Raw genomic sequence first — 25,994 nt, 5'->3', positions numbered from 1 at the left:
GATGACGCTGCCCCGACTGCCTCCACTGCCCTCGGCGCCTTCCCGGTGCCGGAGCAGAAAACCGGTCTCCGTCGCGGAGATCGGATAGAACGTCGCCGTCAGTGACCCGGAGGTCTGAACTTCCCGGATCTGCCGGATCGGCGAAGCCGAGCCGGCAGGAACCCCGGGCGGGGAAGGATCATGATTGCGTTGCCTTGGCCTTCTAGGCCGAGCCGACGGCGGTCAGGGCGACGCGGGCGTGATCGGTGAGATCGGCGGCTCCCGGGCATCCGGTAAGTTCGATCTCACGGCACAGCGTCGCGACATCCCTTCCGGCCATACCGGAGTCGAGAAGAGCCGCCTGTTCGACGGCCTGATGCCCGAGTTGAACCGCAGCCTCGGCATCTCCGGCCCGGACGTGCGCCACGCCCAACCTAGTCATAGCTTCCACGCGGGCGCGTGGAAAATCACCGGCCAGGCCGTCCGCCGCGGTATCCAGATAAGGAATCGCCGCTGCCCCGTCGCCGCTGGACAACAGCGCCTCACCGGCGAACAGGGAAATACAGGACGGTACACACCAGTAAATATGCGGCGGATCCTCCGCCGGCTGGGACTGGCTGATGAGATGAACCGCGTCCTCGGCAGTTCTTGCGGCCGAGGCGCTTTCACCCGCGCGGCCGTACGCGAGTGCGAGTGCACCGGAGATTGCTGCCTTCTCCGTGGCGGTCATCGCCGTACGGGCTCCGGCCTGAGCCGAGCGAAGCATGGTGACGGCGTCGTTCGGATCGCCGTACCAGGATGCCTGCTCGGCCATGCAGCGCAGGATGTTGGCCCCCAGTGCCGGTTGCCCGGCCTCGCCGGCGGCCCGCAGCGCCACCATCCACAGGCGCTGGGCGCCTCCGTGGTAGCCGCTGTCGAACGCCGCCCATCCCGCCAGGCGGGCGAGCTCGGCGGCGACGGCGTACAGCCTTGCCTCGTGGGCGTGGCCGTACACCGCGGTCCGCAGGACGCGTACGGCGACCCGCAGTTCCGCCATGGACAGTTCGTATATGTCATCTCCTCCGAGAACGTCATCCATTCGGCGAAGCGTTTCGACCCGCCGCTCGAAGCCCCCGACGAGCGAGTCGCTCACACGCTTTCCTTCGAGTGCCGCGGCAAGTCCGGCTGAATCGGTCATGAGCCAGTGGTGTGCGACCGAGGTCAGCGCCACGCCGGACACGCTTAGAAACATCCGCCTTTCCATGTTGGCGGTCACCTCCTCGAACCCGACGTTCAACCCGTCAGGTCTCCACAGAAGGTCGAGATCGGCGTCTGCCCATCGAGCCTCCCCATCGTCAACTGAATTGGACAGGAGTGCCAGAGCCCCGGTTTCGGGCCCGGTGTAGTCGCATGCCCAACCTAGGGCAACGACATTCGTGCAGTAATAGCGAGCAAGGAGATCACAGTGTTCCCAGCTTGGGCGCTTGCCGCCCTCGTACTCCGAGAGGCGCTGTGCGGTCAACGCATCCCACGGTCTACCGATGTCCTCGGCGAGACTCTTGATCTCTTCCGCTGCCCGCGCCAGAGACAGGCCGCGGATCTGGCGTGCATGCTGCAACGGACCGATGGTAACCCTTCGAGGAGGCATCTGACCTTCTCCCATTTGGCCGTCATGTCAAGGCATGTACTCGGAACGTAGCCAACCCCCCCTCCGGAGTCTAAGGACCCGCGGTCACCTGTGGTGAGTCGTTGTTCCCGGTTGGTCCGCGGGGGAGCACCTTGATTTTTCCCGGATTCCGCCTCAGCCGGTATTCGTCGGCCCCGTATGCGGCCCCAGCCGGAACCTCGCTGCGGCGGGACTCGGGCACACGCGGAGTATCCGGACGGTGATCGTGCGGATCTGTGAACTGGCCGGTGGATGTCCCGGCGCGCACTGAATTCCATCATCCTGAGCGAATGCGGGGTACTGGCTGTTGTCTTCCAGGCCTTATTTCCGGGTTCTGCGGACCCCCGTGGGTGCTATTCCCCGATCCCCCGTTCTGAAACATTGCGAGTAGACAGCAACTTGGGCCGGCCGTACGCTTCTGCTCGATTTAGTCTTCATGTCGACGCGACCACAGGACGGTGTCGGATGAGCAGAAGAGTTCTTGTACTGGATGCCGACGGCGAGTTGCGCGGTCAGTTCGAGGATATGAACTCCACATACATGTGGAGCCACGTTCGGACGCAGGAGCCGCAGTCCGCAGAGGATTTGGAAGTCTGGCGCCAGCGCAGCGCCTGCCGGGACGAGGACCCGGAGTTGTTCTTCCCCGTCGGTACCACCGGACCGGCCTTGCGGCAGTTGGAGGAGGCCAAGGCGGTCTGCCGCCGTTGTCTGGTGATCCGGGAATGCCTCAACTGGGCGCTTGGCACCGGGCAGGATGCCGGGGTCTGGGGTGGCCTGGACGAGGATGAGCGCCGTGCGCTGCGTCGCCAGCTGGTCAACCCGCCGGCACCCAGGGTGTCCCAGTGAGCACGCCGACGTTGCAGCGCATCGCCTCCCCGGCGCCGATGGCTCGCGCCATGGCCGACTGGCAGCACGCGGCAGCTCGGTTGTGGATTGCCGCACGTGAATATGCCGAGGCTGTGACCTCGGAAAGCGATGTCATGATGTCGCTTGCCCGGCTGATTGCCGATGGCGCACCGGAAGAAGAGATCGACCAGGCTCGTACACTGCTCGCGCATCTGATGGTCGTACGCGCTGATGCCGGCCGTCGCCTGGGCCTGACCGCATTGCCGGACGATCTCGCTCGTGCCGGCCGGGACCTGCTGTCCGCCGCCCCGTCTGCGCGGGAGCGCACGATCCCCCGACCTCGACAGAGCGCGGTCTGATGATCCGACTCGCAGGGGCGGCGACAATGATCGTCGACCGTCCTCGAGCAGGGGGCCGCAGCCCCCGGGGAACGGTTCGCCAAGGTCCCGACGCACCGGCGCGCCCGCGTCGCAGGAACAACGGCCGGTTTACCGGAAATGCGGCGGCTGTTACCGCAATAAAATGTCCGCTGCTCGTCGGGGTCGGTTTTGGCCGCATGCCCAGGGCTGGCGCGAACCCGACAGGAAATCGTCACGACATAACACCACGTGGATCTCCGTGTCACACGTCGACCACCTCGGCCACGACACGGCGGCGAAGGGAGGAGGCTCGGCGGCCGCCGGCTGCGTCCGGGTTCATCGAGCCCGGCCTCCTCAGCTGAGGACTACGTGGTCGAAAAAGCTCCCCGGGGTGGTTGTCGACAATGGTCGTGACCCCCGGGTGAGACCCCGGCGCGGGCCATCTGACGCTCCCCTCCGCGGATGGATGGCCCGCGCCGGTCGGTAAAGCAGACCAGGCACCGAAATCGGATTCGATCATTTCTCCGCGCCGCCCGTGGTACCAGGGCAGAGCGTGACCGGGTAGCGATCCGACTCCTTTGGAGCGCCCAAGGACGGGGTGTCACGAGATGACACTCCTGCTCTCGGGCACTCCTAATCCTGCATTGCAGGCTTCTTGCCGCCGCCTCGAGTGGCTGCACAAGTGGAAACGACGCGACAGGTAACCGAACCGTACTTGCGCACGAGTGACACGAGTGAAAGGAGCCGGCTGTGACGAACTGGCATGTGCGGTCCTACGACACCACCGATCACACCGCGACGGTCCGTTTGCTTGAGGAGGTCAGATCCGACGCGGAAGGGCCGTCCTTTGATCTGACCGACACGGTTCTTGCGCTGCGGGAGGACACCCCCGCGGTTGTCGCCGTCACACCCGATCAGTTCGTGGGCGTCGCGGTCGCGAAATATGAACGCGGGCATGCCCAGGTACTTGCGCTGGCAATCGCGCCAGCATGGCGCTACCGGGGGATCGGGTCTGCTCTCCTCCAGGCGCTGGAGAATCAGTTGCTTCACGCCGGGCACCGCCGCATCACCACACTGCTCGCTCCGGGGCAGTTCGGCGAACTGGCCTTCCGCAACCGGGGATTCAGCAAGACGGGGCTCACGCTCTACGAGAAGTACGAACCGCTGCGACCGGCGGACGTCACGACCGTGGAACGCTGGGGCGGCACTCTGCTCACCGCGGCTGAATGGCACGGCCTCGCCGGTATGGCCGACGGCAAGAGACTGGTGGAACAGCGGCTGCTGCTTCCCATCAAGGAGAACGAGCTGGCCGAGACGTATGGGGTGGTCACCCCGACGGCCATGCTCCTGTTCGGGCCGCCGGGCACCGGCAAGACATCATTCGCCCGGGCCGTGGCGGCACGCCTGGAGTGGCCGTTCGTCGAGCTGCTGCCGTCCCGGCTGGTCGCGGCGGGCGGTGGCAACCTAGCGGCTGAACTGCGCACGGCCATCACCGAGCTCATGCAGGTCGAGCGTGTGGTGGTCTTCATCGACGAGGTCGACGAGATCGCGCAGTCCCGGGACGCCGTCGGGCCGGAAAGCCAGTCCGTGGTGAACGAGCTGCTGAAGGCAATTCCCCAGTTCCGCAGCGCGCCGGGGCGCCTGCTGATCTGTGCGACGAACTCGATCGCGGCTCTCGACCCGGCGTTCATCCGACCGGGCCGTTTCGATCTTGTCCTTCCGGTCGGGCCTCCGGACGCGCCCGGACGCCGCCTTCTGCTCGACCGCTTCCTCGAACGGATCGACAACAAGCAGGTCGACATCGAGCCGGTGGTCGCGGCGACGGAGCTGTTCACGCCGGCCGACCTCGCCGCCACGGTCCAGCGGGCAGTGGCGGCCGCCTTCCATCGTGCGGTCGACAGAGGAGAGCGGCTTCCGGTGACCACGGACGATCTGCTCGCCGCGGCACGCTCGTCGCGGCCCACCATAAGCTCGGAGGAGCTCGAGCGCTTCCGAGCCGATGCAAAGATCTTTACTCGTAGCTGAAGCAGCGTCTGCCTCCACTGCGCTCCCCCCACGGACGGTCTCCCCGGCTTTCTCAAGGCCTCCGAGCGCGCGAAAATCATGGTCGTGCGCTCTTCGGTCGGCTAGTTATAGATCTTGTTTCGAGACCGTCTCCGGTGACGGATACAGGTTCGGTCACCGCTCTGGTCGTCGACCCGAGGCAGATCGGGAAGCGGCTACGATCCGCGAGACACCGGCCGTCGCGGGCCCGTGTCCGTTGCCCGAGGCGGGCAGGTATCGGTTGTCTGTCGGGTTCACCGGGTTCATGTCATTCGTCTGCATTGCTACCGATGGTGCACAGTTGATGTTCCCGTGTCTACAGCGATCCGGCAGTGTTGTGTTGTGTGTGTCTTGTGGATGACTGCAACCTTGTAGCGCGAACGTCGATGATCGCCTGTGTGTAGATGGCTCATGACAGCGCCGTCGCCCGTCCGGCGCCGGCGCCGGGGTGCGGTCCTGCCCTCATCCCTGCCGCGTGGCGCGGCCCGCTCGTGGTCGTATCGTGGTGATCGGCGTTTCCTTGTTCGTTGGTTGTGGTCATGATGGGGACAGTGCGGACAGTGCGGACAGATGGAAACGCGGTCACAGCGACCGACGGTGGCCTGTTGGGTCCGTTGGGCCTGTTGGTTGTGCTGGTCGTCGCTGACATCGTCGTCCCGCGGATCAATCTGACCGGTTTCTACGGGCTGGTGCCCCTGCTCGCCTCCGCCACCGGCGCTCCGGTCGCCACCGTGATCGTGGGGCTTGCCGCGGTGGCCGCGAGCGTGGTGTCGGGCGCGTGGGAGGACTTCGGGAGCGGGCAGCACGTCACCGCCTGTCTCCTCGTCGCTATCCAAGCCGGCGTCGCCGTCTACGTCGCGGTGATGCGGCTGCGTCGGGAGAGGGAGCTGGGACGTGTCCGCGCTGTTGCCGACGTGGCCCAGCGCGCACTGCTTCCGGCCGTTCCCGGGGCCGTCGACGGGATCGCGTTCGCCGCTCGTTACCTGTCCGCCGCGGCCGAGACTCTCGTCGGCGGCGACCTGTACGAGGTGGTGACGGCACCCGCCGGCACCCGAATGATTATCGGGGATGTGAAGGGCAAGGGGCTGCCAGCCGTCCGGCTGACCACGGTCGTTCTCGGCGCGTTCCGGGAGGCCGCCGTCGTCTATCCGGAGATCGAGCGGGTCGCCGAGGCCTGTGCTCGGGCGGTCTCTCGGGAGGCGGGTGCCGAGGACTTCGTTACCGCCCTGATCGTCGACATCCAGCCGGACGGCACGCTGTGGCTGATCTCGGCGGGGCACCCACCACCGGTACTCCTGTCCGGGGACTCTGCCCGTCCGCTGCAGATCACTGAGCCCAGCCCTCCGCTCGGTATCGCCGAGCACTTCACGGCGACCACCGGCAGGTGGGATCCTGGCGACAGGCTGCTGCTGTTCACCGATGGTCTGATCGAGGCACGCAACAGCGAACGGGCCTTCTTTCGCCTTGACGACCACCTTGCCGCGCTCACGGCCGTCACTCTCGATGCCGCCCTGGACCGCCTCGTCTCCCATGTACACGGTCACGTCGGTGGCAACCTGCACGACGACCTCGCGCTGCTCATCGCCGAGCGGTTGCCCACGCTGACCACCCGGACGGTCGAAAGTGTCGGAACCCTGCACGGCCGGACCGCCGGCCGGCTGTAGGTAGAGGTGTGGGCGGGCGTGCTCCGCGGCGACCGTGATCGTTGTGATCGTTGTGATCGTTATCTGAAATAGCCTATTTATATCAATTTTGTCTTTTTTGCCGGTTTCTGTTTCGTACGTCGTTAGTCATCTCACTCCTGCGTCGTGCGGGCATTTTTGTCCGGATGGCCCGGCTGCGGGCGGGCACTGACCACGACCTGCTGCTGACCGGCGACCTGGTACGGACAACCGGCGGCGGACGGCCTGTGTACCGTTCCCGCGTGTATCCGGTCGGTAAAAAGAAGGTTTCATCCGCCGTCCGTTGTCGTACGGTTTGTGATCCTCGGCATCGATGCTGAGGATCCGGCCGGTACGCTTTGACACGAGTGGGCGAGAAAGGAGATTTGATAATCGTGCTGCGTCTCACTCGGAAATCTCTGTTTCGTGTCGGAAATTCGGCCGGTCTGCCGGCGGGTCAGGGTCTTGCAAACCGGCCGGTTCGGGGGCCCCGGGCCTCCGGGCCGCTGAAGGCGTGTTACTGATGGTCGACGTTCCGGAGGTTTCGGTCAGGGCACTGGGGCCCTGCCGGATCGCGTCGCCACTGGCACCGCTGATCGATGACAAGCGGACGACTCAGCACTACGTCGACGAGGACGATCGCGTACTCCTCGACGACACGTTGTCGATGATTGCTCAACGCAACGTGCCGATCGACAGCCTTCCCGGCTTCGAACCGGCGGGGCCGCGGCGGAAGATCTTTTTTGACCCGTCGAAAACCCGAGTCGGAATTGTGACCTGTGGAGGGCTTTGTCCCGGTCTCAACGACGTTATCCGTGGCCTGGTGCTGGAGCTGACGTCCCACTACGGTGTCACCAGGATCTTCGGCTTCCGCAACGGATACCAGGGGTTCATCGCCCGGTACGGCCACAGCGTGCTGGACCTGACCCCCGAGCTCGTCAGCACCATCAACGAGAACGGAGGAACGATCCTCGGTACGTCCCGGGGGCAGCAGGACCCGGAAGAGGTCGTCGACTGCCTGGAACGGATGAGTATCACCATCCTGTTCGTGGTGGGTGGTGACGGTTCCCTGCGCGGTGCGCTTGAGATCGGCCGCGTCGCGCGTGAACGCGGGGATAAGATTGCCGTCGTCGGTGTACCGAAGACGATTGACAACGATGTCCCGTATATCGACCAGAGTTTTGGCTTCCAGACCGCGTTCTCAAAGGCAGCCGAGTCGATCCGGGCGGCACATGTCGAAGCGATGTCCTCGCCCAACGGTATCGGGGTGGTCAAACTCATGGGCCGCCACTCGGGTTTCCTCGCATGCTACGCATCCCTGGCGAACAGCGATGCGGACGTCGTGCTCGTTCCCGAGGTGCCCTTCGTGTTCGACGGTGACGGCGGTCTCCTGCGCTTCCTGCACAGGCGTGTCGAGGAGCGGGGGCATGCGGTCGTCGTCGTGGCGGAAGGTGCTGGCCAGGATCTCCTCGCTCAGGAGGATCCCGCTACGCCCCAGGGCAGCGACGCTTCGGGCAACGTGAAGCTTCGGGACGTGGGTCAGCTCCTCACCAGGCGGATCACGGATCACTTCGCCGCCGCGAAGATGGAGCTCAACCTCAAGTACATCGACCCGAGCTACGTGATTCGCAGTGTGCCGGCCAACCCCTACGACAGCGTGTACTGCATCCGGCTTTCACATGCTGCCGTGCATGCGGCGATGTCCGGCCGTACCGAGGTGATTGTCGGACGGTGGCGCCGCCGGTTCGTACACGTCCCGATCACGATGGCCATCAGCCACCGCAGCCAGGTTGATCCAGCTGGTGACCTCTGGTTGTCGGTCCTGGAGGCGACCGGTCAACCGGTCCGGTTCCGCTGATCCGCAGCGACTGATCCACTGGAGATGACCTCGACGGGAACGCACCACGTGGTTCTCTGAGTGACCTGGCCCTCCGGCAGCGCGAGAAAAGCATGATCGCGCTGCCTTTGGCCCTCTGGCGCGTACGCCGACCGTGATGACCGCGATCTGTCATCACGGTGGCTCGGCTGGCGTAAAATTGACTCGTGCCTGCGTATCAATACCGTTGCTGTACGTGCGACACCAGTTTCGAGGTGCGACGTGGCATCACCGAACCGGCCGCTGTCAGCAATCCGTGTCCGGGTGGCCACACTGACACCAGCCGGGTGTTCACCGCTGTTGCCGTCAGTCGCGCGGGGTCGTCGTCGGCCTCGACTACGCCTACCCCGTCAGGCGGTGGTGCCTGCTGTGGTGGTGGTTGCTGCGGTTGACCAGAAGGTGTCAGTGGATGAGTTTGTGTTGGACGTTTAGTGTGATCGTATTGCTATAACTCCGGCATTTGGCGCTTGATCGCACATCTGTGGCTTTCTTGACAGCCTAAATTTGTTTAGTCTTACTAAGCAAGTTTTCGATGCGTGGCATCGTCGGCGTTCGAGGAGGGGGCACCAGGTGCGGGATGCGGATCGTACAGAAACGGATATAACGGACAATTTCGGTTCAGTACGACCGCCCGGTGTGGTTGACGGATCTGCCGCGCCGGGCCGGCATTACAAGTGGATCGCGCTGTCCAACACCACGTTGGGCATCCTCATGGCCACGATCAACTCCTCGATCGTCCTGATCGCCCTGCCGGACATCTTCCGTGGAATCAACATCAACCCGCTGAGTCCGGGGAACACCAGTTATCTGCTGTGGATGATGCTGGGCTTCCTGATCGTCACGGCCGTCCTGGTGGTGACCTTCGGACGTCTCGGGGACATGTACGGACGCGTCCGCATGTACAATATAGGTTTTGCGATTTTCGCGGTCTCCTCCGTCCTGTTAGCCGTTACCTGGATGGATGGCAGCGCGGCCGCCATATGGCTCATCGGATGGCGAATCGTGCAGGGCGTGGGCGGGGCGTTCCTCTTCGCGAACTCCACCGCGATCCTCACCGACGCCTTTCCGGTCCAGCAGCGCGGGCTGGCGCTGGGTATCAACGTGGTGGCTGGCATTGCCGGTACGTTCATCGGACTTCTGCTCGGCGGTGTACTCGCCCCCGTCAACTGGCACTACGTGTTCCTGGTGTCGGTGCCGTTCGGCGTGTTCGGGACTTTCTGGGCCTACGCCAAGCTCCGGGACAACGGGGTGCGGCAACGCACCTCAATGGACTGGTGGGGGAATGCGACGTTCGCCGGCGGACTGATCCTACTGTTGGTCGGAATCACCTACGGCATCCAGCCTTACGGTGAACACACCATGGGCTGGACCAACCCCTGGGTGCTTGCTGCGATGATCGGTGGTCTGACGATCCTGGTCGCGTTCGCGGTCATCGAGTCGAAGATTGCCGAACCTCTGTTCGATGTGAAGCTGTTCCGTATTCGGTCCTTCACCGCCGGCAATATCGCCTCCCTGCTGGCGTCGCTCGGACGCGGCGGGCTCCAGTTCGTCCTCATCGTCTGGCTGCAGGGGATCTGGCTGCCGCAGCACGGCTACAGCTTTTCCGAGACACCCCTGTGGGCAGGCATCTACATGATCCCGCTGACGATCGGATTCCTGGTGGCTGCGCCGCTGGCGGGGACGCTGTCCGACCGGTTCGGTGCCCGCATTTTCACCGTCGGTGGCCTGGTCATCGTCATCGCCAGCTTCGTGCTGTTCATGCTCATACCGGTGAACTTCTCCTACCCCGCGTTCGCGCTGATCCTGATTATCAACGGTATCGGTACCGGCTTGTTCTCCTCACCGAACCGTGCCGACGTCATGAACGGACTGCCGGCGAACAAGCGGGGAGTCGGCGCCGGCATGACAGCGACCTTCCAGAACTCCGCCTTCGTGCTCTCCATCGGTCTGGTCTTCACGTTGATTGTCGTCGGGCTTTCCCGCACCCTGCCGTCGACCATGTTCAACGGCCTTCTGGCGCAGGGCATACCGGACTCGACCGCACGGACGGCAGCCGACCTCCCACCGATCGGTGTCCTGTTCTCGGCATTTCTCGGTTACAACCCGATGGAGCAGCTGCTCACGCCGGAGACGCTGACGGCGTTGCCGGACGGCGGCGCCCACGTGACCGGACACGCCTTTTTCCCGAGTCTGATTTCCGGACCGTTCGCGGACGGCCTTGCCGCCGTGTTCGCGTTCTCGATCACGACCCTGGTGATCGCCGCGGTTGCCTCCTTCGTCGCCGGATCCGGTCAGCCGGCGGTTTCCGCGCTGGGTGCCGAACCGGCGGGTGTGCGGCGGGACCAGAGTGAGGAGCCGGGAGCGGGCCTGATTCCCGGGCGCCGTGTCGAGGAGGCGGAGTCGTCCGGATGTCTGCGGTAACGACCCGGGGGCCTGGGGTCGCTCCAGCCGCTTCGCCGAGCAACTACGCGCTGTTCGTCCCGACTTTTGGGCGGGTCTGCGGCACCGAGTGTTGCCAGTCCGCAAGCAACGTCCGGATGCCGGTGACCAGCAGCAGTGGCTGGTCGAGCATGAGATGGTGTCCGGCGAGTGGGATCTCGATGACCGGAGCGACCCGACCGAGCAGCTCATACATCTCGATGCCGATGTCCGGGGTTATCAGGCCGTGTTCGGCCCGAAACAGCGCAACCCGGCAGCGCACCTCCTTGAGGATCTGTGGGGAGGGCCGGCGTCCGCGGAAGATTCCTGGATCGAACTTCCAGGTCCAGCCTCCCTCGACGGCGCCCATGGACGACCGTGCCACGTGGTTGACGACGTAGGGCAGCATGTTGGGCTGGTCGGGCACGGTCCGGAAGCGGGCCAGGGCCTCGGTCACGGTCGGGTAGACCCGCAGCGGCCCGAATGCCGTGCGCTCGCGGGCGGCTCTTTCCTCGGGAGTGAAGTCCGCGACGGGAGCGTCGAGGATGACGATCCCGCTGATCCGCTCCGGATACCTGGCGGCGGCCATGATAGACGCCCAGCCGCCCATACTGTGACCGATGACGATCGGGGAGCCGGCCAGCTGGGCATGTTCGGCAACGCCGACGATCTCGGCAGCCCAGCTCTGGAGGCTGTACTCGTCACGGCGTCCACTGTCGCCGTGACCTGACATGTCGATGGCGACGACCCGATACTCGCTGTCGATCAGTGGTGCTATGTGATCCCACCAGCCCGCATGCGCGGCGCCCCCGTGCACGAGGATGATGCCCGGCCGCTCCGGCTCCCCCCAGCATCGGTAACTGATCCGACACCCGTCGACCTCCATTGCATACTGTCTGGGCCGCCGCTCGAGTGCGGTCCGGAACCAGCCGGGAGTTTCGATGTTCATGCTCTGTCCGTCATGTCGGTCTGCCATTCCGGTTATGCGGTGCTGGACGGTGTCGTAATCCAGTTTGACCGGAATCTTGTCGTCGGACTGACCAGGACGGTCCTGATGGCTGCAATCGTCGGATGTGCTCACCTGGCGTAACTGGCAGGACGGATGGGACCGGGGTGGTCGAAAGCCGGCACCGGTCGGATGCCTGGCCGAGTTCTCCTGGTTTGCGCTCGTCGATATTCGTGGTGCACGCTCGGGATGCTCTCATGGCTGAATGACAGCCTGCCTGTGTTGGGTGCTGCATGGTGGTCCCATGCGATATGGGGTCACACTCGATCACTGTGGTCCCATATCGCATGGCAGGGGCAAAGCATGGCGGAGGGTTCGCGACGCCGCCGAGCGGCGCGGTGCGGACCGGATCGTCTGCCGGCCGTGCCCGGCTGCTGATCAGGGCCAAGGCGAGGGGCGGGTGGGGACGAGCATAGGTGGGGACGGGTATGGCGGCCGGCGCCTGGTCGTCGTCATCGGTCCGGTGCGGATCGATGACGTTTGGTCGAGGTCGGCAGGTTATTCCCGGCTGGTTCCGATGAACGTCCGGACAGCCGCGGCCGAAAGGACGCCGAGTGGCTGGCCGTCGTCCTCGACCGTGATGGTCATGTCCGCCGGCGTGTCACGCAGCGATTGGTTGACAACATCGGTGAGAAAGTCGCGCCAGTCGAGGAAGACTTCGGGCGGGAAGGTGTCGATCACCTCCACCAGTGGGCGAGCTGGATCGGAAATCCTGTCCAGATCCTCGGAGGTAACGATCGACGAGCGAACAAGGTCGTCTTCCAGATGCACGACCCGGGCGTGTCGGACACCTGCTCTGTGCATTTCCCCGGCAGCCTGGTCACTGGTCACCGTGTCCTGGAGCTCGATGAAAGGTTCCACCTTGTCGACAAGTCCCACGACACCGACGAGGCTTCTGACGATCTTGTCCCGTGTCACTTTGTAACTCCTTCGGACCGCTTCGTGACCCGGGAATTTGGCTCTCTCGGACTCGCCGCATCGGCTTCCGGGCCTTCCGCATCGGCTTCCGGTGAGGAACCCCGGGTGCGAGAAAAGCATGATCGCGCTGTCTTTGGTCTGTCAGAAACCCGCTGGGGGTATGTCCCGGGCGTGTTACGCGAGTACTGGTGGATGTTGTCATTGTCGGCTGTTGCCGGCAACCACCCCGCCACCGGCAGGTGAGTGAGCAGCTGGCGAGGCGATTGTCAACCGCGATGCGGTGCTCCGGCGATGACGTCCGTTATGCTATGTAAGACCCCGTTACATCTCATAATACCATTATTCGATTTATGTCCAAAATATAATATTTTATACCGAAAGTATGACGGCGCCGAAACGGGACCAAAGTCCTGGTCCGTTCCTGCTCCCCATACGGGCGCCTTCTAGGTACCCTTGCTGTGCGTCCCGGCAGAGCGGTAGCGTGATCTGCGTTCCCCCCGTACGTCAGATCATGTCTACCCTCTGTTGGGACGCTTTATGTTGCCCGGAGTTCGCGGTCGCGTTCGGGCGATCTTGATGAGTGATGGCGCTCCGGGTGCGCTGGATGCCGCCCGCGGGCGGTGGCGATGACCGTGGCCGCGCGTTGACGCCACTGACGAGTCCGGCGGTGGCGGTTCTCTGAAGATCGAAGTTGTCGCCTGCTTATGCCGACGTGACAGGAGGTAGTCTCCGGTTGCCGTCAAGCCGTAAAATGCACCCGTCAGCAGACCGTAAGGCCGGAGTTGTGTTGTTGTGATTCGAGCTTGTGGTCGCTGTGGCCGGTTTGCCGGATCATCCAGGTGACTTGCCCCACTGTAGTCGGACGAGTATCTGTCAGGTGGGTATTGGATGGTAATAAGGTCTATTGTTTAATAGATACACCAAAATGTAAACCGGGAGCTCGGCGGCCATTCTCGGGCTGGTCGGGCAGCTCTCCGGTGGGCGACCGCGGAAGGGATCGACAGGAGGATGCCTCGGAGCATGATGATCCTGACGGACTCACGGTGGATGAACCGGTAGCGTCGCTGTCCACCGTGTCCGGACCGGCGGGCGATGACTGACAGGACTCGGGACTTTTGAAGGGGTGTAGATGCAGGTTCCATCAGCGCGGATCGTCTTCCCGGAAGCCGATCGCGCGGAGATAGCGTCGTCTGTGTCAGAGATCCTGGCCAGCGGAGCGCTGACGCTCGGTGCGCATACGAGGGAGTTCGAGGCCACGTTTGCCGCGGCCCACGGCCTCCCTTTTGGCATCGCAGTCAGTAGTGGTACCGCAGCGCTTGAGGTTATTCTCCGGGCTCTGGACGTAGCGGGCTCGGACGTCGTCGTCCCTACGAACACCTTTGCGGCGACCGGCTTTGCCGCTCTGCGGGCCGGGGCGAACCTGGTTTTTGCGGACGTGGACCCCGGTACGTTCGCACTCAGCGCATCCACCGTGGCCGATGTGCTTACACCGCGTACGCGGGCGGTCGTTCTGGTACACATAGGCGGTCTGATCACTTCGGAGGTCGACGACATCCGGGCATTGTGTGATGAGCGGGGCATCTTTCTGGTCGAGGACGCGGCGCACGCCCACGGTGTGAGCCATAACGGTCGCCACGCGGGGTCCTTCGGTGTGGCTGGAGCGTTTTCGTTTTACCCGACCAAGGTCGTGACCAGCGGCGAGGGCGGGATGATCCTCACCGCTGACGAACGTGTACGGGACGAGGCAATCATATTTCGCGATCAGGGGAAAGCCGGCTTTCTCGGCAACGTCCACATCAAACAGGGCTACGCCTGGCGGATGAGTGAGCTGCACGCCGTGACCGGGTTGGTACACCTCCGCCGGTTGTCCGAGTTCCTCGAAGTCCGTCGCCGGGTCGCCGCCCGGTACGATGCGGGACTCGGTCGTATCGACGGGCTCGAGCCCGTCCGGGTGCCGGCCGGCGGGTACAGCAACTTCTACAAATATCTGGTTCTGCCGCGTCAGGGCATTGAGCGGGCGGGACTGAAAAAAGAACTCAAGGAGCACCACGGCGTGTCGTTGTCGGGTGAGGTGTACGAGGCACCCCTGCACCAGCAGCCGGCCTTCGCCCCGTACGCTGGCGGTAACCTGCCGGTTGCCGAGGATTTGTGCGCCCGTCATGTGTGTCTTCCGGTCCACTCGGACATGACCGAGGCCGAGGCGGATCACGTGCTTGCGTCGCTTGCGTCCGCTCTCGAGACCTTGACAGTGCAGATCTGACCGGATGACCTGCACCTGTAACAAGTCCCCGTGACAATTTCACTGGGCGATCCGACCCGCAACCGACAATTCTGGACGGATGACCATGCGTATAGCCGTCACCGGAGGCTCCGGGTTTATCGGAGCCCATGTAGTGGACCGGCTTTCCGATGCCGGCCATGAAGTGATTTCGCTTGATCTGCGGATACACAAGGCCGACCCCCGCGCCGACCACAGGGTGCTCGACGTCCTGGACCTGTCTGCTGTCACCAGCGCGTTCGCCGACTGCGAGATGGTTTTCCATCTCGCCGGCATGTCCAACGTCGACCATGCCTTTGCCGACCCGATCCGAACTGTGCGGCTCAACGTCGAGGGCACGGCAAACGTCTGTGAGGCGGCGCGCGTCGTCGGCGTGCGGCGGGTGTTGTTCGCCAGCACCGTCTGGGTGTACGGTGCCGCCGGCGGTGATCCGGACGATCCGCACCCGCTGGCCGAGGACGTCGAGTTCGCGCTGATCCGTGCCGGTCACGTCTACACCTCCACCAAGATTGCGGCGGAGTTGCTGCTCCACAGTTATCAGCAGACATACGGCGTGGATTTCACGATTCTGCGGTACGGCATTCCCTACGGCCCTGGCATGCGTGACGAACTGGTCCTGGCCCGGTTCCTCCGGAAGGCACTCGACAGGGAACCCCTCACGATCGCTGGCGACGGTCAGCAGTTCCGCAATTATGTATTCGTCCGTGACCTGGCGGATGCGCATGTGCTCGCCATCGACGACGCCGCGCGCAATGCGACGATCGCGCTCGAGGGCGACGAGCGGGTCAGCGTGCTGGCGATGGCGCAGGCGGTCCGTGACCACATCCCAGGCGTCAGGATCGATCATGTGCCGGCGCGCCCGGGCGACTTCAGGGGGCGGCCGGTGTCGAACGCGGCGGCCGAGGCACTGCTGGGCTGGCGCCCCACCACCCGGTTTGCCGACGGCGTCCGGCAGTATGTCGAGTGGTACATGGCCAACCGGCAGCCCACCCGTGACCAGGTGGTCTCGCTGCCGCCCCGCCAGGCCGACGGGGTCGGCGTTCCGGCGTCATCCGAGTAAGCCATGGCCGGCGATCATATGGACGACTCGGCGGCCGGGCCGGTGGGGCGGACGCGTCGCTCCGGGGAGCGGCGGGCGCTGCTGCTGTCGGGCTCGCTCGGGATGGGACACGACGTCATGGCGCAGGCCTGCTCGCACTCGCTGGCCCTGCGTGGGTTCTCCACCCGGACGCTGGACTCCCTGCGCATGATGGGTGGCCGTGCCGGCTCCATGGGCGAGGCCGTATTCCGCGGGATGTTGGCTGTGCCCGGTCTGTACGACGCGGTGCACTTTTCGCAGATGCGCTCGGGCGGTCCGTTGTCGCGGGTGATCGAGGCGACCGCATCCCGTTTTCTCGTCCCCGAGCTGCGGCTGACGCTGCGTGAGCAGCCGGTGGAACTACTCTTGTCAATCTTCGCGACCGGGGCCGCCGCGGCAAGCCGGATCAAGTCCGAACATCCCGGCATGGTCACCGCGGTGTTCTGTACGGACGTCTGTGTTCACCGGCTCTGGGTGCATGACAACACCGATCTGTACCTGGTCACTTCGGCCACGGCGGCGCGGTTCGTCCGCCGGTTTCATCCACAGGCGCGGATCGCCGTCGTCCCGACGCCGGTGCGTCAGCCCTTCTACGACCCGCCGACGCAGGATGCGGCCCGCGATGCTCTCGGGATCCCCGGCGATGCACGGTGTGTGCTGTTGATGTCGGGCTCCTGGGGGCTTGGCCCGTTGGTCGACGGTGCTCGCGCGCTGGCCGAGTCCGGAGTGTGGGTGCTCGCGGTGGCCGGGCGTAACGCTTCGCTCGCTGCACGCCTGCGGAGGCTGGCACGTACGCACCGGCAGGTTATCCCGTTCGGCTTCACCGACCGTATTCCCGAACTGATGGCAGCAAGTGATCTCATCATTACCTCTTCGGGGGACACGTGCAGTGAGGCCCGCGTGATCGGACGCGATCTCCTGCTGCTGGACGTCGTGCCCGGTCACGGCCGGGACAACCTGCAGCTTGAACTCGACCGGGGACGAGCGGATGTCGCCTCCGCGGACACCGCGGCCCTGCGCCGTTCGGTGCTTGCCGTGCTGGACCGTATCAAGCCGCCCTCGGTCCGCGTGGTCGGTACGCCGGATGCCTGGGAGCAGGCGTTCGGTGCCGCGCTCAGCCAGGTCGAGCTCGGTAATGGCTGGTAGGAGACGGTCGTGCGGGACATGGGGTGGTGCCGGACGTGGGGTGGTGGTGGTGGTGGGAGACGTGAGGTGGGGCGGTAGCACACGTACACACTCCGGTCAGCCTCTGGGACGCGCGTGAACGACGCTCTCGCCGTCGGCGCACCGATCGCGGTTGTGTCGGCGGCGCTCTACGGGATGGCTCCCCTCATCCAGGCTGTTGCGGCGCGGCAGGCGCCACCTGGCGGTGGGCTCGGGCTGGGACTGTTGCTCCGCCTCACGCTGCGTCCGCTGTGGCTGCTCGGACTCGCGGTCGAGGCCGGGTCGTTCCTGCTGGAGGTACTGGCCCTGTCGGTGGCTCCGGTGGCTCTTGTCGCGCCGCTCATGGCGGGCGACATGGTGGTGTTCTCGCTGCTGGCCCGGCGGTTCCTCGGGGAGCGGATCAGCCGGGTCGGTTGGCGTGGGATGGCGTCCATGGTTGCCGGAATCGCCCTGCTCGCCTTTGCTTTCAGTCGTGACGCCCAGGTCGGTGATCGTGCAAGTGATCACGAAATGGGGCTGTTCCTGGCCTGCGGGCTGACGTTCACGGCCGGGGGCGCGTGGTTGGCGAACCGGGCGGGCCGTAGTGAGCGGGTCGCGCAGGCGGCTTTGCTGTTCGGGCTGTCCGCAGGCGCCTGTTACGCGATCGCGACGCTGGCGACCCGCCAGATCGGCCTGTACCTGGACGATCATGAGTTGGTTCGGCTGCTGGCCACACCGACCCCATACGTCCTGATCGCTTTCTCCGTGCTTGCCCTGGGCCTGGAACAGCGGGGGTTGCAGGGGCGGGCGGCGGTGATTGCGTTTCCGGTGACCAGCGGGGTTTCGGCCTTCCTGCCGGTGATGCTCGGCCTGACCTTGTTCGACGAGTCTGCCCCCGAAGGGCTGCGGATGGCGGCGTTCGTCGCCTCACTGGTGCTGGTCGCGGTCGGGATCCTTGGTCTTGGGAGAGATCGGGCAGCAAGCGCTGTGCACGAGTCGGAACCTCGGTGTGAGCCGTTGCCGGACCGGTGATGCAAGAGACTCTAATGATCACTTTAGGTTGTCGCGATCGTTCGCGGGGTAGGTGCTACCCAGACTCTTCATGAAGAAGGTCTTGAGGCGGGAGCAACCTGTGGCCGACGAACGCAACGATCTGCTCGCTACCCTGCTGGACGGCTTGCCCGAGGCGGAGCGCGCACGGACCGCCGAGCAGATCCTGCGCCAATGGGAGGCGGAGCGACGGGCTGTGCGCGAGAAGAACGAAGCAGCCCCGGCTGTTTCGTTCTGACCCGGCCTGTCGACGGATCGGCTCGGCTGGACCGGCTGACCTGGATCCACGGATCTGGACCTACTGACTGGGCCCGAGCATGCGGCGGTCAGAGGTGGAACCTTTCCATTGCTTTACGGACGCGGGAGTTCGCCTGCGCAAAGCTGATCTTTCCGTCGACATATGCGGCGAGAGCGCTGCGGCGCACCCGCTCGGCACGTGGATCCTCCAGCGGGGTGTTGAGCAGGTTAGTCGTGGCAGTGGCCACGCTGATCACCTCCCGTTGCACGGAAACAACAACGACGAAAAGCCCACCTGGCAGTGTCAGGCGTGTGATGAATCAGGAAAAGGAGCCGCGGTCCACGGCAATGGTCGCCTGAATCGCCGTGTGATCGACTACCTACGTTCCGCCGACGCGTGATCGTGGCAACCAATCGGATCTGCAGGCCGGGCGGAGAGGACACCCGGTACGCCCCGACCCTGGGGCTTTTGCCCAGTCGATGGCGTTCATGGCACCTGTACTCCTCTGCGGCTACAGCGGACGCGGACGCCCACCAGCATGATCGAGACGATGCTTGCCTGCGTCCGTCGTCAAGACCAACGCCGGAAGAACTACAACCCGACCGGACAGCTACAAGAGTGCGCTGTTGCGGGCTCGATCGCAAGACCCTTTCTATAAGGTCATTGATCGAATCCGGATGGTGACCATCACCGTCGCTCGCGGGGTTGGTGGCTCCTGACCGGCGCTACCGCAGGCGCAGACGGTGCCTGGGCGTCACGTCCTGGACGGCCAACGACAGCGCGATCATGCTTTCCGCGTTCGGGGGTCCGGAGGCCGATCTGGGAGGTTCGGGAGGCTCAAGTTTCCGGATGCTCGAGTCCCAACGGCGGCGCGATCATGTTTCTCCCGCGCCGCCGTTGGCTCTTTTAAATCTTTTAACTCCGGTCGAACTCGCCGTCCCGAACGCCCGCGAGGAAGGCCTCCCATTCGCCGTCGGTGAAGGTCAGGACCGGTCCGGACGGGTTCTTCGAATCCCGGACGAGGACGCCATCGTCGATGTCCGCGATCTCGACACACATGCCGCCCGCACCATTGCTGTAACTGCTCTTGCGCCAGCCGACGGCTGTCGTATCCATCTTGTCCAGGGTGGGCTCAGTGTATTCAGTCATTTCATTGCCTCCGCAACGCTGGCTATCTTTTCAAGGGATTGGTCCGGTCGGAGCGCGGCTGCCCGCAGGTAGTCGGCCTTCAGTCGGTAGTGTCGAATTTCCGCCGCCCGTTCCATATAAAGGCTCCCGGTCGCCTCCTCGATATAGACCACGTCGTGGTCTGTCGGGTCCGGAAAGCCGAGGATCGCGAAGGTGCTGCCCATTCCCGCATGCGCACCCGCGGCGAAGGGCACGACCTGGAGGGTGATGTTGGGAAGTTCTGCGCGCTTGAGGAGATGCTCGAGCTGAGTGCGCATCACGGCCTTGCCACCGACCGGACGGTGGAGCACTGCCTCGTCGAGAACGACCCAGAGCCGGGGTGGGCTGTCGCCGGTCAGCCGATTCTGCCGGTTGAGGCGGAGCGCGACCTTGCGGTCCACCTCCTGTTCCGTAATCTGCGGATTGTCGGCGCGGATGACGTGTCGGGCGTACTCGGCCGTCTGTAACAGGCCGTGAACGAGTTGGGCTTCATAGACGCTTATCGAGGAGGCGTCTCCCTCGAGTCCGATGTAGATCTCGAACCACGGGGGAACCACATCGTGGTAGCTGTGCCACCAGCCGTGCTTGCGTGACTCGCGAGCCAGCGCGAGAAACGCCTCCCGCTCGGCCTCGGCGGTCACGCCATAGAGCCGCAGCAGGTCCTGAACATCCCGGGTCCGGACCGGTACACGGCCGTTCTCCATCCTGCTGATCTTCGAAACGGAGCAGCGAAGGAGCTCACACGCCTGGTCGACGGATACGTCGGCTGCCTCGCGGAGCCGGCGGAGCTCGGCGCCCAGACGCCGTCTCCGAACGGTCGGGCCGCTCCCGGTACTCATCGCTCCTCCTGCGCGTAGGTCGTCGCTACGTAGGCTGTCGCTACATTATGCCATCGATTCATCACACTTCTGTGTCGATCATGAGTGTTCGGTACTGATTTTATTACGTAAAGTTACAAATGGTTGCGGAAAGTTGTGGAAGTTGTCCGTCTGATCTAAACGTAGCGTGATGGTTGTGTCTTGATTGGCAGTCGGATGTCGTCTCTGTGATTTGGGCAATGCGCGCAGCGCAGGGTCGGTATCCCGCGTTTCATCGAGGATCTCCTGACGAGGCATGTCCTCTCGCCGGAACTGGAGGCGGGCGTGAGCGGTCCGGGGGCAACCCGTCGGGACACAGGCCGTGCTGAGGCGGACTCGGCGGTGATGCACAACGTCCTGTCCGGCATGGTGGGTGGACACAGCGTCCAGGCAGGTTCGATTCACGGCGGCGTCGCGATCCACGTCCATGAGGTGGCGCCGAACACTGTTTCGCCGAATTCGTTGCCGACGCGTCCGCCGCATTTCGTGAACCGCAGCCGTGAGCTGGCGGAGCTGGACCGGTTGCGGTCACTGTCTTCGGACGGTGTGGTCCCGGTGCTCGTGCTGACCGGTGCGGGCGGGGTGGGAAAGACCGCGGTCGCACTGGAATGACTGCATCGGCTGCGAGCGCAGTTCGTCCACGGGCGGATGTACGCAGACCTGGGCGGTCCGGAGGTGACCGCCGCGGTGGCTCCGCAGGAGGTGCTGGCCCGGTTCCTGCGCGAGCTCAGGGTGGATCCGCGCCGGCTCCCGACAGGGCTGGCCGAACAGGCATCGCTGTTTCGTTCACTCACGGCTCGGCGGCCGATGGTCTGTCCACGCGGGAGTTGGCCCGGCTCTGCGATGGACTTCCTCTTGCGCCGTGTATCGCCGGCGCGAGGTTGGCGTCCCGGCCAGGCTGGTCGGTCGCATACGCCGCCGGACGCCTGACGGACGAACGATGACGACTGGCCGGACATCAACGCCTTAAGTCCGCGGCGTTGGGGGTGGCGGTCGCGCGCGACCAAGCGCGGCGCGCACTGGCGCTCTACGAGCCGGAGCCCCACCAAGCAGGTGTCCGGTCCGGTTTCCGCGCCGGCCACCAGGCAGCCCGGATAACATTCGAATATGCGGACGATCCACTTTCCGGACTCCCGATCAGGTTCTCGTGTCGGCAGGTGATGACGTCCACGAAGGGGAAACTGGCTAGCAGAACCGGGCGGCCCAGCGCGGCGCCGTAGAACGTGACCGAACCGTGGTCGCCGACCACGCAGTCGGCGGGACCAGAGTGGCTCGCCAGCCTTCCTTCGGCGGCAGCAGCAACAGGCTGGAGCGCAGACACGCCGCGAGCCAGGTCTCGACCTGTCACGGCCCGTGGCCGTGCCAGATGTTCGGGTGAAGGGCGGCGGCGACCCGGTACTCGTCTGCCGGAAGCTCCGCCAGCAGCCGTCCGACGAGATCGCTCCGCTGGCCGAGGAGGGAAGCCCGTCCCCACGTCGAGCTGACTACTACGAGCCGCTGCTGTTCGGAAATGCCGAGAGCTCGCCGATAATGATCGCGGCGACCGCCAGGTCGAACCGTGTGCTGACCGCCTGTTTCCAGGGCAGTACAATCACTGCCCAGATCGGCGAGCGTCTTACGGACTCCATGAGAAAAAGGCGATGATCGGGTCCAGGTGAAGACCACCTGGACCCGCGGATCGGACTCCGTATGGAGAGAACGTCGAGGAGGCGAGTGGCCGACGTGACGTTGTGCACGACGCCGAGTACCAGCCGGTGTTTTTCTCGGGTGACCCAGCGATCGGCGTCCGGGCCGACTGGAACGGTGGGCCATCGCCTCTTGGACATGCCTCCCCCGATTTCCCTGTGACACCTGCGCCCGAATGGAGATCCGCCTGCGCGTGAACGGAAATTATTGTGTGCTCCTCAGTCTGCGCGGCGCTCCGGGGTGCCGAAGACGATCGAACCGGCGACGTCACGGGCCTGCACGACGTTTCCCTCGACGTTTCCCTCGACGTATGCATCGCCGGTAATCATGTTCAGAATCCTGTCGTTGTCCGACTGCGGTGGTGACATGTGTGACGCCCAGGAACGCAGCGCCTCGGCGAAGCCGGGTCGCTCCGGGCCCGGGCGGCCAACTCCCGCGCCAGGGTTTCCACTTCTTCGTCGCCGGGTGCGTGGTCGGCGATGTCGTCAGGGGGCGACCCGCGTCCGAAGGCGCGACGGACCAGCGTGGCCAGTGATTCCCAGGCGTTCCTCCCAGCCTCTCCAGCCGCCCCGCCCAGGATGGCTGAGATCGTGGCTGCGATCGCCGACGCACTCAACGGATCAAGATCCACGGTGCGGAGACTACCCATACGGCCGGAGAGGAAGGCGGGAGAAGAACCCTGGTATTGCGCCATATCAAGTGGGTCATGCCGACGCATGCTGTCCCGGCTCGTCGCGATGTACCGGCGGCGCGGTCCGCTCAGGTAGTGTGGCTGTCACCATCAGTGGACGTGTCGAGGAGGTGAGCCCCATTCCCGCTCTATCAGGCTGGGCGCTCCCGCCTCACGGCCATGCGGTTCACACCCGGCATAGTGACCCGGGGACCTGGGCCGCCGGCAGCGCGAAAGAAGCATGATCGCGCTTCCTTTGGTCCGCTAGGTGACCGGGAGGGCGCCCTTCGGCATCCCGAAAGGTTCCCGTGTCGGCTTCTCCGTCACCGCTGTCCCGATCCGTCATCGTTGCCAGGCTTCGGGCCGCCGGCTGCGTCTTCGCCGAGGATGAGGCGCGGTTGCTCGTCTACGCAGCGCGGACTCCGGGCGACCTCACCGCCATGGTGGACCGGCGAGCTGCTGGCCTGCCCCTTGAACACGTCCTCGGCTGGGCGTGGTTCTGCGGCCTGCGGATAGCCGTGGACCCCGGCGTCTTCGTACCCCGCCGTCGCACCGAGTTCCTTGTCCGTCAGGCTGCCGCCCTCGTCCGGGGCCTGGCCGTCGGCCCCGCCGGCGGAGCCCCGAACCGGCCACGAGCGGTCGTCGTCGACCTGTGCTGCGGCTCGGGTGCGGTGGGCGCCGCCCTGCTCGCGGCCCTGGACGCAGTCGAGTTGCATGCCGCCGACCTCGACCCGGCCGCGGTGCGGTGCGCCTGCCGCAACCTCGTCGTCGCTGGTGGTCAGGTGTATGAAGGCGATCTCTACGAGCCGCTGCCGGCTACGCTGCGGGGCCGTGTCGACGTCCTGGTCGCCAACGCACCCTACGTACCCACCGCGGCGATCAAGCTGCTGCCTCCGGAAGCCCGCATCCACGAGCCGCGGATGGCGCTCGACGGCGGCGCGGACGGGCTTGACGTCCTGCGACGGGTGACTGCCGAGGCAGCACAGTGGCTGGCACCGGGCGGTCACCTGCTGGTCGAAACCAGCGAGCGTCAGGCGCCGCGGACCGTCGAAACCGTCGTCCGCAACGGGTTGATCCCACGGGTGGCCAGTTCTGCCGAGCTGAACGCCACCGTCGTCATCGCAACGAAGCCCACCCGGCACGAGTGGCTGGGCGGCTGACGCCTGGGCCGTCCAAGCCGGCAGGACGTGGCCGCAGAAGGATGTAGGTAGGTCGACTTGGAAGCCCAGGGCCGTATGTTGGCGGCTCCCGTGGGGTATGGGCCTGCACCTGAGCCGGATCGTCGAGACGGACGAGCTGCTGACCAACGGCCCGCTCGCTTTGCTGATCAGTATGGTGCTCGACCGGGGATGTGCTGTTGCTGGGCGTAGGCCGTCGAATATCATGGTCAGATAGTGGCGCCACAGCTGTAGGAGCGGTGTGCGTGAGTGGCGCGGCGGCCTGACATGCGCCGCGTAGGAGCAGGACGATGTCCTGTCACGTCGTCCCGTATTCCGCCCTGTCGCCCGGCAATTGCAGGGGGATCGGCTCGGCGCTGGCCCGGTCGTCGAAGACTTGACGGGCGGCGATTATCTCGTGGCTGTGTTTCACGGACCATTCCGCAATGGCATTGGTTACCTGTCCGGCGCCGACCCCCAGATCGGTGAGCGCGTACTCCACGCGAGGGGGAACGGTCGGGTAGACGGTCCGGCTGACCAGACCGTCCCGTTCCAACGCACGCAGAGTCTGGGTGAGCATTTTCTGTGTGATCCCGTCCAGGAGCCGTCGGAGCTCGTTGAAACGCATCGGACGGTCGTATTGCCGCAGCGCCCCCAGGACGTACAGCGCCCACTTGTTGGCGAGAACCTCGACTACTGTGCGCGATGGACAGTCGCGACGGTAGGTAACAGTCCAACGTGCGGCGATACTCTGCAGGTCGGTATCCATAAGGTACCTTGATATCAACAAGGTGCCTTCTATACAAGAGATACCGCCGTGCTGACGATGGGTTTGCAACCAAGAACGACTCTGCCATCCGAGGGGAGCACGCGTGACCCGCATGCGCGCCATCAGCCAGCACGTCTACGGCGGTCCGGAGGTTCTGGAGGTCGTCGAGATCGACCGGCCGGCACCGGGCCCGGGTGAGGTGTTGGTACGGGTGAGCGCCGCCGGCGTGAATCCGGCTGACTGGAAGATCCGATCCGGATTGGTCCGGCGCTTCGGTGATCCGCCGTTCACGCTGGGGCTGGACCTCTGTGGTGTCGTGGAAGCGATCAGCGGACAGACGACTCGCTTTGCCCCGGGGGACGTTGTCTACGGGTGCGCGTTCCCACCTCGGGGCGCCTACGCGGAGTATGTGGCTGTTCCGGCGGACGTACTCGCCTCCGCGCCGCCGAGCATCGACCGCGTGCACGCCGCCGCGCTGCCGGTTGCCGTGCTCACCGCCTGGCAGCCGCTTGTCCGCGTCGCCGCCGTTGCCGCCGGGCAGCGCGTCCTCATCCATGCAGCCGCCGGTGGGATCGGGCACCTTGCCGTGCAGATCGCAAAGGCGCGCGGAGCATACGTCATCGGCACCGCACGGGCGGAAAAGCACGATTTTCTGCGTGACCTGGGGGCTGATGAGCTCATCGACTACACCACCGTCGATTTCGCGGCCGTGGCGCGTGACATCGATGTGGTACTCGATCCGATCAGCGGAGATTACGGCTCCCGGTCCCTCGACACGCTCGGGCCCGGCGGGATCCTCCTGGACGTGCGTGGCACCGGCCCCGACCGCCACGCCGTACGGGAACAGGCCCGGAAACGCGGCTCGCGGTTCGTCGAATTCGGTTTCACGCCGTCCGGCGCCGATCTCGAAGATATCGCCGATCTGGTCGAATACGGCAACCTCCGGGTCGTCGTCGACCAGGTTTTCCCGCTGCATGATGTTGTCAAGGCCCATGAGATCAGCGAGACCAATCGCGTAAAAGGAAAGATCGTCCTTGTGTCCTGAACAAAGTAAGGCGGTCCTGGTGCGGTTGCGCCGAAACGGCGTGGCCGGGCAGGACAGTGGAAGTCCTGGCAAGTTCTGAGGCTCTTCACAGCTGATTCCCAGCCT

Annotated in this window: 23 protein-coding genes and 1 pseudogene; 17 read left to right on the top strand and 7 right to left on the bottom strand. The window is 64.9% G+C overall.

Translation table 11 applies throughout. The annotated features are described in order from the left end of the window. Window positions 1–202: 202 nt before the first annotated feature. Window positions 203–1,606, bottom strand: coding sequence for a helix-turn-helix transcriptional regulator (locus CV1CTNOD_RS22340; RefSeq protein WP_131787910.1), 1,404 nt, complete (start codon window positions 1,604–1,606; stop codon window positions 203–205). A 558-nt stretch (window positions 1,607–2,164) separates the two neighbouring features. Between CV1CTNOD_RS22340 and CV1CTNOD_RS22335 the strand changes: the two genes are divergently transcribed. The 7 genes from CV1CTNOD_RS22335 (at window position 2,165) to CV1CTNOD_RS22305 (ending at window position 10,830) form a co-directional block, all read left to right on the top strand. Continuing rightward, window positions 2,165–2,470 (top strand): WhiB family transcriptional regulator, encoded by a 306-nt coding sequence (locus CV1CTNOD_RS22335; protein WP_131787934.1) that lies wholly within the window; start codon window positions 2,165–2,167, stop codon window positions 2,468–2,470. After that, complete coding sequence (locus tag CV1CTNOD_RS22330) at window positions 2,467–2,829, top strand: hypothetical protein (protein ID WP_131787909.1); 363 nt, start codon at window positions 2,467–2,469, stop codon at window positions 2,827–2,829. Before CV1CTNOD_RS22335 ends, CV1CTNOD_RS22330 begins: the two co-directional genes overlap by 4 nt. Window positions 2,830–3,579: 750 nt before the next feature. After that, on the top strand, window positions 3,580–4,854 hold the full coding sequence (locus tag CV1CTNOD_RS22325) for a GNAT family N-acetyltransferase (protein ID WP_131787908.1): 1,275 nt from the start codon (window positions 3,580–3,582) through the stop codon (window positions 4,852–4,854). Between the two features lie 578 nt (window positions 4,855–5,432). Beyond that, window positions 5,433–6,536 (top strand): PP2C family protein-serine/threonine phosphatase, encoded by a 1,104-nt coding sequence (locus CV1CTNOD_RS22320; protein WP_347402972.1) that lies wholly within the window; start codon window positions 5,433–5,435, stop codon window positions 6,534–6,536. Window positions 6,537–7,056: 520 nt separating this feature from the next. After that, window positions 7,057–8,391, top strand: coding sequence for an ATP-dependent 6-phosphofructokinase (locus CV1CTNOD_RS22315; protein ID WP_131787906.1), 1,335 nt, complete (start codon window positions 7,057–7,059; stop codon window positions 8,389–8,391). A gap of 185 nt (window positions 8,392–8,576) precedes the next feature. Then, window positions 8,577–8,801: an FmdB family zinc ribbon protein gene (locus CV1CTNOD_RS22310; RefSeq protein WP_131787905.1), complete on the top strand. Its 225-nt coding sequence runs from the start codon at window positions 8,577–8,579 to the stop codon at window positions 8,799–8,801. A 244-nt stretch (window positions 8,802–9,045) separates the two neighbouring features. After that, on the top strand, window positions 9,046–10,830 hold the full coding sequence (locus CV1CTNOD_RS22305) for an MFS transporter (RefSeq protein WP_242606924.1): 1,785 nt from the start codon (window positions 9,046–9,048) through the stop codon (window positions 10,828–10,830). 43 nt (window positions 10,831–10,873) lie between these two features. On the opposite strand, the gene CV1CTNOD_RS22300 is transcribed toward CV1CTNOD_RS22305, so the two are convergent. Together CV1CTNOD_RS22300 and CV1CTNOD_RS22295 are read right to left on the bottom strand one after the other, a co-directional pair. After that, window positions 10,874–11,776: an alpha/beta fold hydrolase gene (locus CV1CTNOD_RS22300; RefSeq protein ID WP_131787904.1), complete on the bottom strand. Its 903-nt coding sequence runs from the start codon at window positions 11,774–11,776 to the stop codon at window positions 10,874–10,876. Between the two features lie 555 nt (window positions 11,777–12,331). Then, window positions 12,332–12,751, bottom strand: coding sequence for a hypothetical protein (locus CV1CTNOD_RS22295; RefSeq protein WP_131787903.1), 420 nt, complete (start codon window positions 12,749–12,751; stop codon window positions 12,332–12,334). A gap of 1,129 nt (window positions 12,752–13,880) precedes the next feature. On the opposite strand from CV1CTNOD_RS22295, the gene CV1CTNOD_RS22290 reads away from it, so the two are divergent. The 5 genes from CV1CTNOD_RS22290 (at window position 13,881) to CV1CTNOD_RS22270 (ending at window position 18,538) form a co-directional block, all read left to right on the top strand. Further along, entirely contained in the window at window positions 13,881–15,011 is a 1,131-nt protein-coding gene (locus CV1CTNOD_RS22290; protein WP_131787902.1) for a DegT/DnrJ/EryC1/StrS family aminotransferase, read from the top strand. An 85-nt stretch (window positions 15,012–15,096) separates the two neighbouring features. Beyond that, a complete protein-coding gene (locus tag CV1CTNOD_RS22285) occupies window positions 15,097–16,089 on the top strand; it encodes an NAD-dependent epimerase/dehydratase family protein (protein ID WP_131787901.1) in 993 nt (330 codons plus the stop codon). A 3-nt stretch (window positions 16,090–16,092) separates the two neighbouring features. Beyond that, window positions 16,093–17,253 carry an MGDG synthase family glycosyltransferase gene (locus CV1CTNOD_RS22280; RefSeq protein ID WP_431607168.1) on the top strand — a complete coding sequence of 387 codons (1,161 nt, stop codon included), beginning with the start codon at window positions 16,093–16,095 and terminating at the stop codon, window positions 17,251–17,253. Window positions 17,254–17,367: 114 nt separating this feature from the next. Further along, a complete protein-coding gene (locus CV1CTNOD_RS22275) occupies window positions 17,368–18,282 on the top strand; it encodes a hypothetical protein (protein ID WP_131787900.1) in 915 nt (304 codons plus the stop codon). 100 nt (window positions 18,283–18,382) lie between these two features. Next, window positions 18,383–18,538 (top strand): hypothetical protein, encoded by a 156-nt coding sequence (locus CV1CTNOD_RS22270; RefSeq protein WP_207386609.1) that lies wholly within the window; start codon window positions 18,383–18,385, stop codon window positions 18,536–18,538. Between the two features lie 88 nt (window positions 18,539–18,626). On the opposite strand, the gene CV1CTNOD_RS25105 is transcribed toward CV1CTNOD_RS22270, so the two are convergent. From CV1CTNOD_RS25105 to CV1CTNOD_RS22260, 3 genes are all read right to left on the bottom strand, one after another. Further along, window positions 18,627–18,785 carry a hypothetical protein gene (locus tag CV1CTNOD_RS25105; protein ID WP_165034716.1) on the bottom strand — a complete coding sequence of 53 codons (159 nt, stop codon included), beginning with the start codon at window positions 18,783–18,785 and terminating at the stop codon, window positions 18,627–18,629. Between the two features lie 668 nt (window positions 18,786–19,453). After that, on the bottom strand, window positions 19,454–19,687 hold the full coding sequence (locus CV1CTNOD_RS22265) for a DUF397 domain-containing protein (protein WP_131787898.1): 234 nt from the start codon (window positions 19,685–19,687) through the stop codon (window positions 19,454–19,456). Further along, a complete protein-coding gene (locus CV1CTNOD_RS22260) occupies window positions 19,684–20,544 on the bottom strand; it encodes a helix-turn-helix domain-containing protein (protein WP_131787897.1) in 861 nt (286 codons plus the stop codon). Before CV1CTNOD_RS22260 ends, CV1CTNOD_RS22265 begins: the two co-directional genes overlap by 4 nt. Before the next feature lie 303 nt (window positions 20,545–20,847). Between CV1CTNOD_RS22260 and CV1CTNOD_RS22255 the strand changes: the two genes are divergently transcribed. From CV1CTNOD_RS22255 to CV1CTNOD_RS27095, 4 genes and pseudogenes are all read left to right on the top strand, one after another. Continuing rightward, window positions 20,848–21,174 (top strand): ATP-binding protein, encoded by a 327-nt coding sequence (locus CV1CTNOD_RS22255; RefSeq protein ID WP_131787896.1) that lies wholly within the window; start codon window positions 20,848–20,850, stop codon window positions 21,172–21,174. Between the two features lie 741 nt (window positions 21,175–21,915). Further along, window positions 21,916–22,206, top strand: coding sequence for a hypothetical protein (locus tag CV1CTNOD_RS28460; RefSeq protein ID WP_131787895.1), 291 nt, complete (start codon window positions 21,916–21,918; stop codon window positions 22,204–22,206). A gap of 1,020 nt (window positions 22,207–23,226) precedes the next feature. Beyond that, on the top strand, window positions 23,227–24,078 hold the full coding sequence (locus CV1CTNOD_RS22245) for a putative protein N(5)-glutamine methyltransferase (RefSeq protein ID WP_131787894.1): 852 nt from the start codon (window positions 23,227–23,229) through the stop codon (window positions 24,076–24,078). A 97-nt stretch (window positions 24,079–24,175) separates the two neighbouring features. Then, window positions 24,176–24,265, top strand: a pseudogene (locus CV1CTNOD_RS27095) (HhH-GPD-type base excision DNA repair protein); the annotation flags it as partial. 129 nt (window positions 24,266–24,394) lie between these two features. Here the strand turns inward: CV1CTNOD_RS27095 and CV1CTNOD_RS22240 are convergent. Further along, window positions 24,395–24,844, bottom strand: a complete 450-nt coding sequence (locus CV1CTNOD_RS22240) for a winged helix-turn-helix transcriptional regulator (RefSeq protein WP_131787893.1) — start codon at window positions 24,842–24,844, stop codon at window positions 24,395–24,397. A 112-nt stretch (window positions 24,845–24,956) separates the two neighbouring features. Between CV1CTNOD_RS22240 and CV1CTNOD_RS22235 the strand changes: the two genes are divergently transcribed. Beyond that, on the top strand, window positions 24,957–25,889 hold the full coding sequence (locus CV1CTNOD_RS22235) for an NADP-dependent oxidoreductase (RefSeq protein ID WP_131787932.1): 933 nt from the start codon (window positions 24,957–24,959) through the stop codon (window positions 25,887–25,889). Window positions 25,890–25,994 lie beyond the last annotated feature (105 nt).

This window comes from Protofrankia symbiont of Coriaria ruscifolia, from assembly GCF_900634745.1.
Classification (GTDB): Bacteria; Actinomycetota; Actinomycetes; order Frankiales; family Frankiaceae; genus Protofrankia; species Protofrankia californiensis.
The sequence above is the reverse complement of the archived record's forward strand: the minus strand, read 5'-3'. Positions and strand labels throughout refer to the sequence as shown.

Excerpts from the sequence above, each read along its gene's own strand:
- CV1CTNOD_RS22235 (WP_131787932.1), top strand. The coding sequence starts at position 24,957 with ATGCGCGCCATCAGCCAGCACGTCTACGGCGGTCCGGAGGTTCTGGAG.
- CV1CTNOD_RS22340 (WP_131787910.1), bottom strand. The coding sequence starts at position 1,606 with ATGCCTCCTCGAAGGGTTACCATCGGTCCGTTGCAGCATGCACGCCAG.
- CV1CTNOD_RS22315 (WP_131787906.1), top strand. The coding sequence starts at position 7,057 with ATGGTCGACGTTCCGGAGGTTTCGGTCAGGGCACTGGGGCCCTGCCGG.
- CV1CTNOD_RS22260 (WP_131787897.1), bottom strand. The coding sequence starts at position 20,544 with ATGAGTACCGGGAGCGGCCCGACCGTTCGGAGACGGCGTCTGGGCGCC.
- CV1CTNOD_RS22335 (WP_131787934.1), top strand. The coding sequence starts at position 2,165 with ATGTGGAGCCACGTTCGGACGCAGGAGCCGCAGTCCGCAGAGGATTTG.
- CV1CTNOD_RS22240 (WP_131787893.1), bottom strand. The coding sequence starts at position 24,844 with ATGGATACCGACCTGCAGAGTATCGCCGCACGTTGGACTGTTACCTAC.
- CV1CTNOD_RS22265 (WP_131787898.1), bottom strand. The coding sequence starts at position 19,687 with ATGACTGAATACACTGAGCCCACCCTGGACAAGATGGATACGACAGCC.
- CV1CTNOD_RS22290 (WP_131787902.1), top strand. The coding sequence starts at position 13,881 with ATGCAGGTTCCATCAGCGCGGATCGTCTTCCCGGAAGCCGATCGCGCG.
- CV1CTNOD_RS22280 (WP_431607168.1), top strand. The coding sequence starts at position 16,093 with ATGGCCGGCGATCATATGGACGACTCGGCGGCCGGGCCGGTGGGGCGG.
- CV1CTNOD_RS22300 (WP_131787904.1), bottom strand. The coding sequence starts at position 11,776 with ATGAACATCGAAACTCCCGGCTGGTTCCGGACCGCACTCGAGCGGCGG.
- CV1CTNOD_RS22285 (WP_131787901.1), top strand. The coding sequence starts at position 15,097 with ATGCGTATAGCCGTCACCGGAGGCTCCGGGTTTATCGGAGCCCATGTA.